We start from the raw sequence: 12862 nt of genomic DNA, 5'->3' as shown, positions 1-12862 counted from the left end.
TAAGTAAACTTCCTTTTATCCGTTAACGGTCTTTTGGGCAAGATACGCCGCAATGCTGTTTGTGCCCCTTATCCGGGCCGTCAATTTCCTTTCATATTCTCCAGCAGCTCAATCACTTTTTCTTTTTTCAAGATCAGGTAACCCAGCTTTTCTTTCGCAATGCCTTCCTTCAGTTCATACGTAAAACGGAGATTATCATCTATCACTTCAGACTGGAAGTATTTGAAAATGATCTGGTCTTCCTGCTGCAGCTCTTCCGCAATTTCGTACAGGTGGGTGGAGAGGATGTAGAGGCACTGGTGATTATGCAGCAGGCCGCGGATAACGGCCAGGGAGCAGTTCTTGGCGTCTTCCACGTTGGTGCCCTTGAACATTTCATCTATCAGTATCAGCCAGTTCTTACGGTCGCTGATCTTGATGATGGTGTTTTTGATGCGCTGCACTTCGTTGTAGAAATAACTTTCACCCTTGAAAATATTGTCTTTCACGTCAATATTGCTGAGAATGCCGTGGAAGAAACTGAGCTGCATTTCCCTGGCGGGTACGCCCAGGCCCAGGTGGGCCAGGAATACGGAGATGCCTACGGCCTTGATGAACGTGGTTTTACCGGCCATGTTGGCGCCTGTCAGGAAAATGAAGTGGCGGTGCGGGTCCATGGCCACATCGTACGCCACTGGCTGCGGCAGTATGAGGTGGTATAGTTGTTTGATGGCGATGTGAGGTTTGTTCTCTTCGGAGAAAACAGGAAAGTTGAGCGAAAAATGGCGCATGGCCATGGCCATGCTGTGGTAGGCGTCCAGCCGGGTATAAAGTTCCGTAAGCTCCCACAGCGCCTTTTTGTGACGGTTGCGGATGAGTTTATCGTACCGGAGTATCTGTACAAAATTAAAGCGGCCCGTAGCCTTCAGTGCTACCACATCCTGGAACTCTTTGTGCTGTATCAGCACCCTGGCCCTTTCCAGTATGGAACGAAGGATGGAGGGCGCTTCCTCAACGTTCACGGTTTGGGTGAGGTGGGTGAAGCCGTTGATGAGGTTGATGATCTGGTCAAAGGAGAATTTGATGAACCCGAAATCCGGCGCATAAATGGTTTTGGTGATCACCGCGTTCAGGTAAAGGCCCGGGCCTTCTGAAGTGGAGATGGGCTCTATTTCCGCGTTCAGGTAGTTTTCCACCACCACAATAGTACCGTTGGAGATCATGGGGGGCCAGGCGGCCTCATGGTCAAGCAGGTATTGCAGCATTTGCTGGCGGTTGTGGATGGCGGCAATGTCTTTCAACGGGTTGCTGAAGAGCGTGCGCAGGTACTCGCGGCCGCCGGAGGTGGTGGTGAAATCCAGTTTATGGAACAGGGAATATTCGTCTTCACGGTTGAAGATAGAAAGGTCGAGATAGGTTGTTTTATCCAGCTCCATTCGCAGAAATTTATATGAATTTACGGTGAATCGTATTACGGAGGTAGATGCAGGATAGTAAAATTTCCATACAAATTTTTATACGGCAGGGTAATTTTTCCCTGCCGTATAAAAATTTATGCGTTGAACAGGAGGCGCTGCCCTAATTGGTTTTCATTGAATTGCCCGTTTTCGTAGGCCAGGTGGCCGTTTACGAAGGTATGGGTAACCGCCGCGGGGAAGGTGTGGCCTTCAAAGGGGCTCCAGCCGCATTTGTAGTAGATATTGTTCTTGTTAACTGTGCTGGAGGCGGCCAGGTCTACGATCACGGCATCTGCAAAGTACCCTTCGCGCAGGTAGCCTCTTTCTTTCACGCGGAAGCAATCCGCCGGGGCGTGGCTCATTTTCTGCACCATTTTTTCGATGGAGAAGCGGCCGGCCTTCACCTGTTCCAGCATCATTAGCAGGCTATGCTGTACCAGCGGTACGCCGGAGGGCGCCTGCAAGTAGGCTTGTTGTTTCTCGTCCCAGGTATGAGGGGCGTGGTCTGTGGCAATAATGTCCAGCCGGTCATCCAGCAGGCCCTTCCAGAGCGCTTCCCGGTGATGGGGCGCTTTAATGGCCGGGTTGCATTTGATGAGGTTGCCGTATTTCGTATAGTCATCTGCGGTAAACCAGAGGTGGTGTACGCATACTTCCGCCGTGATCCTTTTTTCCTCCAGGGGCAGCAGGTTGCCGAACAGCTGCAGTTCCTTTTCCGTGGAAATGTGGAGGATGTGCAGGCGGGAATTGTGTTTTTTGGCAAACTGGATGGCCACCAGCGAAGATTCAAAGCAGGCTTCCTCATTGCGGATGAGGGGATGGTCTGCCGCGGTGAGGGCATCGCCTTTTTCCTGTTTGAACTGTTCCATGTTGGCGCGGATGATCTTCTCATCTTCGCAGTGCGTGGCAATAAGCAATTCCGTTCCGGAGAATATTTTTTCGAGGGTGAGATAGTTGTCTACCAGCATGTTGCCGGTAGAAGATCCCATGAATATTTTTACCCCGCATACGCGGTCTTTTTTGGCATTGGTTTTCAGCACTTCTTCCGCGTTATCATTAGATACGCCCATGAAGAACGAATAGTTGGCGAGGGAGCCGGCGGCTGCAATGCTGTATTTTTCTTCCAGCCTTTCCTGGGTAACGGCTTCCGGTTTGGTGTTGGGCATTTCCATGAAGCTGGTGGTACCTCCTGCCACGGCGGCGCGGGCTTCTGTGGCTATGGTGGCTTTGTGGGTAAGGCCCGGTTCCCGGAAATGTACCTGGTCATCTATCACACCGGGGAGCAGGTGTTTCCCTTCCCCGTTTATTTCCCGGCCTTCGGCATTGATCTGCGGCGCTATCTTTTCGATGCGGCCGTTGCGGATGAGCACGTCCTGCACCCTGGTGCGGCCTTCATTCACTACGGCTATATTGCGGAGGATGATATTTTGCATGGCGCAAAGGTAAGAACTTTACCCTTGCAGATGGATGGAAAAGACGATCATGCGGGATTGCAACTGGTCTATCACATTGGAGTAGCGGAGGTTGGGGTCTTTCACGTGTACATTGTTGAGGCCGCTGCTGATCTTGAACTCGGGGGTAAAAATAAAGGATTGGAAATAAAATTCGAATCCCGCCCCCAGTTCGTACCCGTAGGTGGTCTTGTTGATCTTTACCAGGTCTTCCGCCTTGCGGGAGCTTTTGTTGGAGGCCAGGTCATGGTCTACCTTCATGCCCGCTATGGTGTATACGCGCATGTTGTTGATGCGGTCTGACTTGAATTTGATCTGCAGGGGAAAGCTCACTACAATGGATTCCACTTTCTTTTCCGTATCCCTTTTGGGGTAGTTTTCCTTGAAAAAGAGGTTTTTGTTGGCAAACAGCAGCTGAGGGTTTACCCGGAGGTCGAAACGGTTGCTGAGGCGCAGGTTGGCCAGCAAGCCCAGGTTAAAGCCCACGGTCTTCAGCGGCTCGGCTACCATAATGGAATCCTGGTGAAGGAAAATATCGGAATGGGTCAACCGGAGGTAAGACTGGTTGGCGGCCAGGGTGATGCCGAAATAGTAAGGCTTGCGGTCATGTTCCTCCATATTGATCTGCGCCCTGGCAGGCAGCGCACCGAGCAGGAGCAACAATGCGCCCGCTAGCGGGTAGCGCAATAAATGGAACATATGCCGAAGGTTAGCGTTTTGCATGTAACAGCCTGAAACCCAACTTTGTGTAAAATATCGCACATTGCCTGGCCCTGGGGGAACGCCTTTACGGAACTTGGCAGGTAGGTGTAGGCTGCTTTATTACGTGCGATCCATTTCCCGATCCAGGGAGTAATATAACGAAAATAAAAATTATATAATTGCTTCACCGGCGTCTTGGTGGGGTTGGAAAACTCCAGTATCACCGCCTTCCCGCCGGGTTTGAGCACCCTGCACATTTCAGACAGCCCTTTTTCCAGGTTTTCAAAGTTCCGCACGCCAAAAGCCGCCGTTATGGCATCAAACGTTGCATCGGGAAAATTTATTGTTTCGCTATCTCCCTGCTGCAGGGTGATCTTGCCGTCGAGACCGGCTTTGGTCACTTTGATGCGGCCCAGCTCCAGCATGCCTTCGGAAATATCTATGCCGGTAATATGGTCAGGCTGCAGCATGCGCTGGGCCATAATGGCCACATCTGCCGTGCCTGTGGCCACATCCAGCATCTGTTTGGGTTGCAGGGACCGCAGCATGCGCAGGGCTTTTTTGCGCCAGGTAACATCAATGCCAAGGCTCATAAAGCGGTTCAGGAAATCGTACCGGCCTGCAATGTCATCAAACATGTGGGCTATCTGCTCCTTCTTGCTTAATTTTGACCCTTCAAACGGGACCACCTTCTGTACATCTTTACTGGCCATAGTGCCGCAAAGGTAGTTGAGGGGCCGCAAATGGAAAAATTATGGTGATCAAATCTGCAGAATACCTGATCAGTAATGTAGACTGGGAGAAATGCCCGGTGGCAGACAAACCGGAATATGCCTTTATAGGCCGTTCCAACGTGGGCAAATCCAGCCTGATCAACATGCTGGCCAACCAGCAAAAGCTGGCCAAAACATCGGGTACGCCGGGTAAAACGCAGTTGATCAACCATTTCCTGATCAACAAGGAGTGGTACCTGGTAGATTTGCCGGGCTATGGTTTTGCGAAGGTGTCTCAAAGCCAGCGCAGAAGCTGGGAGCAGATGATAGAGAACTATCTGCGCAAGCGCGCTAACCTGGTAAATGTGTTTGTGCTGATAGACAGCCGGTTAACGCCGCAGAAAATAGATATCGAGTTTATTAATCAATTGGGGGAGTGGCAGATACCTTTTCAACTGGTGTTCACAAAGGCAGACAAGAACACGCAACTGGAAACCAGTCGGAATGTGAAGGCTTTTTTGAACAAGCTCCGCGAAACCTGGCAGTTCCTGCCCGCCAATTACGTTACGTCTACCGTAAAGAAAACAGGCCGGGACCAGATCCTGGCGTTTATTGAGGAAATGAACGCGCGCTTCCGCGGAATAGCCTAGTTCACTATTTTGTTGGCACAGCTGCTGCTGGCAAAGGCTTCCGGTTTGGCCTTGAAAGCAAAGCCCATACCCAGGATGTAGCCCATGGCCTCGCGCAGCGCCAGGTTGCTCTTGAACTGCGGATTGGTGTTGATGTCCGCATGCACTTCCATATCCACGTCATACTCCGTGAACAGGTCGCACAGCTCATAAGCGATCTCGATGCTTTTGGCTACTTCCACCAGCATTCTTTCTTTGATGGAATACACATCGCGGGTCCTTTCATTGTGAATGAACATGAACCCGCCGTGCCCCTCGCGGAGGAACACGATGACGGTGGCAAATTCCGTATCAGGCCCTTTAACCTGGGAGTCTGTTCCGATGCAGACTTTTAAGCGGTTGCCAAGGCCGGTTTCCCGGACAATGGCATGCCGCACTTCCTCCTTAATGGGCAGGTGAATAGGATCGCCATTAAATCTTCTCCATTTCATGAGATGATGTTTGTAAGTGAAAAACTAACGGTAACGGATATCCGGTCTGATGGGTCTTTATGCCAAAAAGGTTAACAACGATGCATGCAATATTATCCGAATATACGATTTTTTACAGCAGTTGCGGCAGGGGCGGGGAGCATTGGCCCGGTTTGGGGAAATGATGTGGATGATGTAATTGTGCCGGCCGCCGCCACGTGGCATCCGGTGACCGTACCGCCTTGTCTGCCCCTGTTTTCCGGCGGCAGGCCATATCAGGCACGGATGAAAAGATGTTGGCAGGGAGGCGGGTAACCAAGCATAACGTCAGGCGGAAGTATACGGCGCAAGGCTATGCGCCAGCCTGGTGCAGCTGCCATGGGATCAATACTGCCCCGTGCTCAACAGCACCAGCGTGCAGGCCTCTTTGGGCTCAATGCCGTTCTCCCTGGCCTTGGCGATCAGTTCGGTATTTTCCGTACCGGGGTTGAAGATGATGCGTTTCGGTTGCAGGCCCAGGATGTAGTCATAATATTCCTGCTGCAGCGTGGGGTTGAGGTATAACGTAACGGTATCAACGTTCTCAAGGGGCGGGTGCTCTTTGATGACGGGCGTATCCCCTATCTGGCCGGCCCTTTTCCCGATGGCCACTACAGGATGCCCGTTGGCCCGCAGGCGGTTCACGGCCAGAAAGCTGTAGCGCTGCGGGTTTTCCGATGCGCCAATTACCACGGTCAGTTTAGGTGTGCTCATAACACTCCAGCAGCAAAACACATACCAACGGCTATAGTGCGCCGTACTGGCAGTAATGCGCAGCGGTTGCGGGGAGGTCCCGCTATTAGTGGGATGGCACTGGGCCGCGTGGCGGCCGCAAACGCTTCTGAGCCTATTGTGGTCTACAGATGATCTTATGCATCCGCCCCTGCCCGGTTGCTTTAGAACGGGTGGCAATGCAAGGGGCTGCTGCCAGTTCTTTTGCCGTGTGCATCAAAACAGGTGGTAACGCCTGCGGGGCAGGCCGCTGATGATCTGGGCCAGCGCCCCCTCCAGCTGAGGGTACCGGAATTTGAAGCCGGCCTGCGTGATGCGGGTGGGCAGCACCCAGCGGCTTTTCAGGAGCAGTTCGGTTTCCGTGCCAATGAGCGCCGCGCCTATTTTCAGCATCCATGCCGGGGCGGGCAGGCCAAACAGGTGGCCGGTAGCCTTGCGCAGGGTGGCCATAAACGCCCGGTTGGTAACGGGGCCCGGTGCGGCGCAGTTATAGGTGCCGCTGCATTCCGGGTGTTCAAACAACCATTCCATCATACGGGCCACGTCTGTGATATGTACCCAGCTGTACATCTGGCGGCCGTTGCCCTGGTACCCGCCAAGGCCGGTTTTCACCAGATTGAGATACGGCTCCATAACGCCGCCTTTGCCCAGGGTAATGGCTATGCGCAATACAACTTTACGTGTATGCGGCAGGGTGATATCGTTAAAGGTCTTTTCCCAAAGCTGGCAGACCTGTACAGAAAAATCGTTGTGGAACTCGCCGGTGAGCTCGTCCATAGGCCGGTCTTCCGCATGGCGGTAAATGGTGGCAGAGGCCGCGTTGATCCAGAGGGCAGGGGGCTTTTGCAGGGTTTTGACCGCCTCACCCAGTATGGTGGTGCTTTGCTGTCGACTGGCGAAGATTTCGGCTTTATTGGCTTCATTATACCGGCAATTCACGCTTTTGCCCGCCAGGTTCACCAGCAGGTCCGCCCCTTCCAGCGCCTGCATCCAGGGGCCGGGGTTTTCCCCGTCCCACTGTACATACCTTACGCCATCGTGGCCCTCCCGTGGTGCGCGGCTCAACACCACAATGGTATTTTCCGGCCCGAAGTGTTCTATCAGTCCGGCCCCGATAAACCCGCTGCCGCCGGCAATCACGATCTTTTTATTTTTCATGGCAAGTGTGTTCTTGAACTTTCAGAAAATATTGAAACATATTGGCAGTTAAAAAACAATGGATGAAAGGCGTCGTTGTTAGCGGATCACTTTCAGCAAAGTGCTGTAAAACCAGTTCTCTTCGGATTTGATAAAGGCATTGAGGGCCGCGTCTGTCTGGTTGGCGAACTTCTGGATATTTTGTATGGTTTCGCGGAAGGCCTTTACATGTTTGTCTTTTTGGTCTCCTTCTACTTTATTGAGCTGCAATAACACTTTGAGCACGGGGTCCAGCTCCCTTTTTTTCCTTTCCCGGGCAATGGCGATGCCTACTTTCCAGATGTCTTTTTCGGCGGTGAAAAATTCTTTCCTTTCGCCCGGCACCAGTATTTTTTCCACAATACCCCAGTTCATGAGCTCCCGCACGTTCATGTTGGCATTGCCCCGGGATATGTCCAACGCTTCCATGATCTCTTCCGCACTCAAGGGGTCCGGGGCTATCAGCAGCAGGGCATGTATCTGAGCCATGGTGCGGTTAACGCCCCATTGTGCGCCCAGCAGGCCCCATGCCTGGATGAATTGTGCTTTGGCTTCTGACAATTTCATATGCCAAAGCTATAGAATGTTTTTGAACTTTCAAAACTTATTGAAATATAAACCGGATAAATTATCCGGTCATTCATCCCCGTAGAGGGCTACGCGGTTGCCTTCGCTGTCCAGGATGATGGCGTACCGGCCGGCATCGGGGAAGGGCGCCGCTTCCCGTTCAATACGCCCGCCCGCGGCCACCACGCGTTCCAGCACGCCGGCCACGCCGGTGCCGCAATACAGGTAAACGAGGCAGCCCCGCTGGCTGCTCAGGAAATCGGGGCCCTGTACAATGGCCCCGCCTACGCCGCCTTCGGCCGCATCAAACTGCAGTAGCCCCCGGCGGTCTGCGCCCTGGAAATATTCGCGGATATCTGCCTGGAGTATGGCGCTATAGAACTGCCTGGCCCGTTCAAAGTTCATAACAGGGATCTCAAACCAGTGTATAGCGTTTTTGGCGTGCGGCATTGCGTTAGGTTTGGGGGTACGAATATAAATTTACCAAAATATGGTGGGATTTTTAGAATTTTTCTAAGAACAGTGGGGGCGTAACCGTAGGTGGGCACGGAGGCCCGGCCGCCACCGGTCAGGGGCTTACACGGGCATGCATGCTTTGATCCACCAGGGCGTTCCTGCACCCGGCCGCCACCGGTCAGGGGCCTACACGGGCATGCATGCCTTGATCCACCAGCGCGTTCCTGCACCCGGCCGCCACCGGTCAGGGGCCTACACGGGCATGCATGCCTTGATCCACCAGCGCGTTCCTGCACCCGACAGCCACCGGTCAGGGGCCTACACGGGCATGCATGCCTTGATCCACCAGCGCGTTCCTGCACCCGACAGCCACCGGTCAGGGGCCTACACGGGCATGCATGCCTTGATCCACCAGGGCGTTCCTGCGCCCGCCCGTTGCCAAATAAAAACGCCCCCGGGCATATCCGGGGGCGTTCACGCATATGTTGCAATGATCTTATACAAACATAGTTACCGGGTTTTCCAGGAAACCTTTCAGGGTTACGAGGAAACGGGCGCCCACAGCTCCGTCTACCGTTCTGTGGTCGCAGCTCATGGTCACTTTCATGATGTTGGTGGCCTTGAACTGGCCGTTTTCCACCACTACGGTTTCCTTGATGCCACCTACAGCCAGAATGGCGGAATCAGGCGGGTTGATAATGGCCGTGAACTGTTCAATGCCCATCATGCCCAGGTTGGACACGGTGAAGGTATTGCCGGTAAACTCCTGCGGCTGCAGTTTTTTGTTCTTGGCTTTATCATTCAATGCCTTGGTTTCAGCGGCAATCTGGGAGAAGCTCTTCTGGTCGGCAAAGCGGATCACCGGAACGATCAGCCCTTCGTCTACCGCAACGGCGGAGCCAATATGGATATGCTGGTTGTGACGGATGAAATCGCCCATCCAGCTGCTGTTCACATCCGGGTGGAGGCGCAGGGCCATAGCGCAGGCCTTGATCACCATATCGTTGAAAGAAACTTTTACGGGAGATACCTTGTTGATGCCTTCGCGGGCTTCTATAGCCTTGTCCATGTTAATTTCCATGGTAAGGTAGAAGTGCGGGGCGCTGAACTTGCTTTCTCCGAGGCGGCGCGCGATCACTTTCCGCATCTGGGAAACAGGGGTATCGGTATAACCTTCCTGGCCTGCCGGGGCAAACGGCGCCACCTGTGGAGCGGCGGCGGGGGCACCTGCTGCGGGAGCAGCGGCCGGAGCGGCTTTGGAGGGTACAAAGCTGTCAATGTCTTTTTTCACGATGCGGCCGCCATCTCCGGTACCGGTTACCTGGTTGATGTCTATGCCTTTTTCCTCTGCCAGTTTTTTGGCGAGCGGAGAGGCTTTCACGCGCCCGTCCGTGCTGCCTGCGCCTGCGGGAGCTTCCGCGGGAGCGGCTTGCGCCGGCGCTGAAGCGGCTGCTTCAGGAGCTGCGGCCTTGGGAGCGGCGCCACCTGCCTTTTCAGCGGCGAGGATGGCTTCTATATTGGCCTCTTTTTTACCTACTATGGCAATAATGCCGTTCACCTTGGCGGCTTCGCCTTCGGGAACGCCAATGTACAGCAGGGTACCGTCTGCGTAGCCGATCACTTCCATGGTGGCCTTATCGGTTTCCACTTCTGCCAGCACGTCGTCACTTTTCACGGTATCGCCTACTTTTTTATTCCAGGCCACGATCTTGCCTTCCGTCATGGTATCACTGAGCAAGGGCATACGGATCACCGTAGCGTCTTTCAGCGCTTTTTCCAGGGCGGCATTATCAACGGCGGTTTTTTCTTCTGCTGCGGGCGCGGCTTCTTTGGCCGGGGCCTCTTTTGCGGTGGGGGCGGCTGCCTTGGCAGCGCTTCCGTTGCCTTCCAGCAGCGGCTTGTAGTCTTCCCCGGCTTTACCCACAATGGCAATGATGTCATTTACCTTGGCGGCTTTTCCTTTCTCCACACCTATATATAACAACGTTCCGTCCACGTAGCCGATCACTTCCATGGTAGCCTTGTCGGTTTCCACTTCCGCAATCACATCGTCTGACTTAACGGTATCGCCTACCTTCTTATGCCATTCCGCAATCACCCCTTCCGTCATGGTATCGCTTAAAAGGGGCATTCTGATAACTTCTGCCATAGTGTTTCTTCGAAATTTTGCCCAAACCTACAAGTTTTTGCGCAAAAACGCAAAGCATACGGGTGAAGGGTGTTTAAAAAATAGATATTATCAAAAACGGACCGCTTAAAAGTCCAGTTCCATGTTCAGCCTGTCTTTCAGCTCCTTCACCAGCGGATATTTTTCAATCATGCGGGCAAACTGTTCCCGGCTCGAAAGCGGTGCCGGGCCGGTATCTGCTACTTCCTGCTGGCTTTCGTCCAGCGAGAGGGTGAGCACCAGATCTTTGTTCCTGAATTTCCTTTTGAAGAAATCGGATATTTCCAGCTTTTCCTCTTCCATGAACCGGTACTGTACAATGTTACGGCTGATGAGCCCTATTTCTTCGGGCCCCAGCAGCACTATCTGTGCCAGTTGCAGGTTACCCACCACGGTCATTTTATTGGCCTGGCGGAAGCGGTCAATAAACTCTTCCCAATAAACGGCCAGCGCGCCGGCGGTGAGGGGGATGCTGGCAGTAACGGCCGCCGCGGCCGCGGCGTTGTCATGCTGCTGTTTGGCGGCCAGGGCCTCTTTCATGGCGGCCAGGCCGGTAAGTTTGGTGTGGGGGGTGGTGGCAGTGTTGCCGGCTGCGGCGGGTGAAGTGGCTGATGAATAGCCTCCGCCTGTTGCGGGTGCCGTGCCTGAACCGGCAGCGCCCGTAGCTGGCGAAACGGCGCCTGTACTACGCGTGCCCGTAGCCTGGGTTGTTCCTGTTGCACCGGTGCCTGCACCCTGTGTACCCGTAGCCTGGGTTGTTCCTGTTGTACCGGTGCCTGCACCCTGTGTACCCGTAGCCTGGGGTGTTCCCGCTGCACCGGCGCCTGTTACCGGAGCGCCGGCTGCAGCATAGTTGCCCGGTTGCGGTATATTGCCAGATGGTGCGGAATATCCCGCCTGCTTTCCTTTCTCCACCTCAATGGTCAGCCTGGGTGTTTCTGCTGCAATACTCTTGCTGGTAGCGGGTTTACCGTAAATGGGCTGTGCCATGGGCGCCCGCAGGCGTTGGGGGGCTCCTTCAGGGATCAGGTTTTTTTTTACCACTTCGCCGCTCTGGTCATTGCTGACGAGGGTAACGGCCTGCTGCAGGTAACATAGCCTGATCAGGGCCATTTCCACATGCAGGCGCTTGTTGCGGGCCATGCGGTAGCCAATTTCAGTGTCGTTCAGGAGCTGCAGCGCTGTAACCAGGTAAGCGGCGCTTACCCGCCCGCTCATCTGTTTGTAGCGGTCTTTCAGGTTGGCGCTTACCTCCATCAGGTGCAGTACCTTCTCATCTTTACATACCAGCAGGTTGCGGAGAAATTCCGCCCATCCGCCGAGGAAGTTGTCTCCCTCAAAACCCTTCTGCAGGATCTCGTCAAATATCAGCAGGGCGCTGGCCACATCTTGCGTCAGCACGGCATCCATTACTTTAAAGAAGTAGTCGTAGTCCAGTATGTTGAGGTGTTCCAGCGTATTCTGGTAGGTGAGGTTGCCGCCGGTGAAGCTCACAATTTTGTCCAGCGTGCTGAGGGAATCCCGCATGCAGCCGTCTGTTTTTTGGGCAATCAGGTGCAGGGCGTCTCCCTCCGCCGTCATGCTTTCCTTGCTCACAATTTCCTGCAGGTGGTCTACCGTATCCTGTATGGTGATGCGCTTGAAATCGAATATCTGGCACCGGCTCAGGATGGTAGGCAGGATCTTGTGCTTTTCCGTGGTAGCCAGTATAAAAATGGCATAGGAGGGCGGCTCTTCCAGCGTTTTCAGAAAGGCGTTGAAAGCCGAGGAGCTGAGCATGTGCACCTCATCTATGATATAGATCTTGTATTTACCGGCCTGGGGAGCAAACCGCACCTGGTCTACCAGGGTGCGGATATCGTCTACCGAGTTATTGGATGCCGCATCCAGCTCATGAATGTTAAAAGAGCTGCCCTCGTTGAAGGTGCGGCAGGAATTACATTCGTTACAGGCCTCCCCGTCTGGCTGCAGGTTCTCGCAGTTGATGGTTTTGGCCAGGATGCGCGCGCAGGTGGTTTTGCCAACGCCCCGCGGTCCGCAAAACAGGAAGGCATGCGCCAGCTGGTTGTTGCGGATGGCATTTTTTAGCGTTGTGGTGATATGAGCTTGCCCAACTACCGTTGAGAAGTTCTGCGGACGGTACTTACGGGCGGATACAATAAAATTTTCCATGATGGGACTGACTCCTTTCCAAAGTTCGAAAGTAACGCAAAAAGTAGGAACTAAAAAGTGATTTCGCAGGTCGGGGCGTTGCGCCCGGCTCCCCGGTCTGGCGTTACCGCTTGCCGGCGCGGTACCGGAAGGGTTTCCCGGGCCGGCCATTA

Annotated in this window: 12 protein-coding genes; 1 reads left to right on the top strand and 11 read right to left on the bottom strand. The window is 53.9% G+C overall.

Annotated features, from left to right (window positions below):
* Positions 1–80: 80 nt before the first annotated feature.
* From D3A97_RS03925 to ubiE, 4 genes are all read right to left on the bottom strand, one after another.
* Positions 81–1415, bottom strand: coding sequence for a MutS-related protein (locus tag D3A97_RS03925; RefSeq protein WP_119076855.1), 1335 nt, complete (start codon positions 1413–1415; stop codon positions 81–83).
* A 116-nt stretch (positions 1416–1531) separates the two neighbouring features.
* A complete protein-coding gene (locus D3A97_RS03920) occupies positions 1532–2869 on the bottom strand; it encodes a dihydroorotase (protein ID WP_119076853.1) in 1338 nt (445 codons plus the stop codon).
* An 18-nt stretch (positions 2870–2887) separates the two neighbouring features.
* Positions 2888–3586, bottom strand: a complete 699-nt coding sequence (gene porT, locus D3A97_RS03915) for a type IX secretion/gliding motility protein PorT/SprT (protein WP_119076850.1) — start codon at positions 3584–3586, stop codon at positions 2888–2890.
* Positions 3559–4302 carry a bifunctional demethylmenaquinone methyltransferase/2-methoxy-6-polyprenyl-1,4-benzoquinol methylase UbiE gene (ubiE, locus tag D3A97_RS03910; protein ID WP_119076848.1) on the bottom strand — a complete coding sequence of 248 codons (744 nt, stop codon included), beginning with the start codon at positions 4300–4302 and terminating at the stop codon, positions 3559–3561. The genes porT and ubiE overlap by 28 nt, the downstream gene beginning before the upstream one ends.
* 41 nt (positions 4303–4343) lie before the next feature.
* Here ubiE and yihA point away from each other — a divergent pair, with 41 nt between their 5' ends.
* Positions 4344–4952, top strand: a complete 609-nt coding sequence (gene yihA, locus D3A97_RS03905; RefSeq protein ID WP_119076846.1) for a ribosome biogenesis GTP-binding protein YihA/YsxC — start codon at positions 4344–4346, stop codon at positions 4950–4952.
* Here the strand turns inward: yihA and D3A97_RS03900 are convergent.
* The 7 genes from D3A97_RS03900 to D3A97_RS03870 form a co-directional block, all read right to left on the bottom strand.
* A complete protein-coding gene (locus D3A97_RS03900) occupies positions 4949–5422 on the bottom strand; it encodes a ribonuclease H-like YkuK family protein (protein ID WP_119076844.1) in 474 nt (157 codons plus the stop codon). The two genes, yihA and D3A97_RS03900, sit on opposite strands and share 4 nt — an antisense overlap.
* Before the next feature lie 363 nt (positions 5423–5785).
* A complete protein-coding gene (locus tag D3A97_RS03895) occupies positions 5786–6154 on the bottom strand; it encodes a CoA-binding protein (RefSeq protein ID WP_119076842.1) in 369 nt (122 codons plus the stop codon).
* Positions 6155–6388: 234 nt separating this feature from the next.
* Entirely contained in the window at positions 6389–7330 is a 942-nt protein-coding gene (locus tag D3A97_RS03890) for a TIGR01777 family oxidoreductase (protein ID WP_119076840.1), read from the bottom strand.
* A gap of 78 nt (positions 7331–7408) precedes the next feature.
* On the bottom strand, positions 7409–7915 hold the full coding sequence (locus D3A97_RS03885) for a GbsR/MarR family transcriptional regulator (RefSeq protein ID WP_119076838.1): 507 nt from the start codon (positions 7913–7915) through the stop codon (positions 7409–7411).
* 69 nt (positions 7916–7984) lie between these two features.
* On the bottom strand, positions 7985–8365 hold the full coding sequence (locus tag D3A97_RS03880) for a VOC family protein (protein WP_119076836.1): 381 nt from the start codon (positions 8363–8365) through the stop codon (positions 7985–7987).
* A 502-nt stretch (positions 8366–8867) separates the two neighbouring features.
* Positions 8868–10520, bottom strand: coding sequence for a pyruvate dehydrogenase complex dihydrolipoamide acetyltransferase (locus D3A97_RS03875; RefSeq protein WP_119076834.1), 1653 nt, complete (start codon positions 10518–10520; stop codon positions 8868–8870).
* A 105-nt stretch (positions 10521–10625) separates the two neighbouring features.
* Entirely contained in the window at positions 10626–12710 is a 2085-nt protein-coding gene (locus D3A97_RS03870; protein WP_119076831.1) for a DNA polymerase III subunit gamma/tau, read from the bottom strand.
* Between the last annotated feature and the right edge of the window lie 152 nt (positions 12711–12862).

This window comes from Chitinophaga alhagiae (assembly GCF_003568665.1).
Lineage (GTDB): Bacteria > Bacteroidota > Bacteroidia > Chitinophagales > Chitinophagaceae > Chitinophaga > Chitinophaga alhagiae.
This window is presented reverse-complemented; position numbering and strand designations above follow the sequence as displayed.

What these genes read in the sequence shown, in the direction of transcription:
- D3A97_RS03885 (WP_119076838.1), bottom strand. Translation starts at nt 7,915, where the DNA reads ATGAAATTGTCAGAAGCCAAAGCACAATTCATCCAGGCATGGGGCCTG.
- D3A97_RS03870 (WP_119076831.1), bottom strand. Translation starts at nt 12,710, where the DNA reads ATGGAAAATTTTATTGTATCCGCCCGTAAGTACCGTCCGCAGAACTTC.
- D3A97_RS03920 (WP_119076853.1), bottom strand. Translation starts at nt 2,869, where the DNA reads ATGCAAAATATCATCCTCCGCAATATAGCCGTAGTGAATGAAGGCCGC.
- D3A97_RS03875 (WP_119076834.1), bottom strand. Translation starts at nt 10,520, where the DNA reads ATGGCAGAAGTTATCAGAATGCCCCTTTTAAGCGATACCATGACGGAA.
- D3A97_RS03925 (WP_119076855.1), bottom strand. Translation starts at nt 1,415, where the DNA reads ATGGAGCTGGATAAAACAACCTATCTCGACCTTTCTATCTTCAACCGT.
- D3A97_RS03900 (WP_119076844.1), bottom strand. Translation starts at nt 5,422, where the DNA reads ATGAAATGGAGAAGATTTAATGGCGATCCTATTCACCTGCCCATTAAG.
- porT (WP_119076850.1), bottom strand. Translation starts at nt 3,586, where the DNA reads ATGTTCCATTTATTGCGCTACCCGCTAGCGGGCGCATTGTTGCTCCTG.
- D3A97_RS03890 (WP_119076840.1), bottom strand. Translation starts at nt 7,330, where the DNA reads ATGAAAAATAAAAAGATCGTGATTGCCGGCGGCAGCGGGTTTATCGGG.
- D3A97_RS03880 (WP_119076836.1), bottom strand. Translation starts at nt 8,365, where the DNA reads ATGCCGCACGCCAAAAACGCTATACACTGGTTTGAGATCCCTGTTATG.
- yihA (WP_119076846.1), top strand. Translation starts at nt 4,344, where the DNA reads ATGGTGATCAAATCTGCAGAATACCTGATCAGTAATGTAGACTGGGAG.
- D3A97_RS03895 (WP_119076842.1), bottom strand. Translation starts at nt 6,154, where the DNA reads ATGAGCACACCTAAACTGACCGTGGTAATTGGCGCATCGGAAAACCCG.
- ubiE (WP_119076848.1), bottom strand. Translation starts at nt 4,302, where the DNA reads ATGGCCAGTAAAGATGTACAGAAGGTGGTCCCGTTTGAAGGGTCAAAA.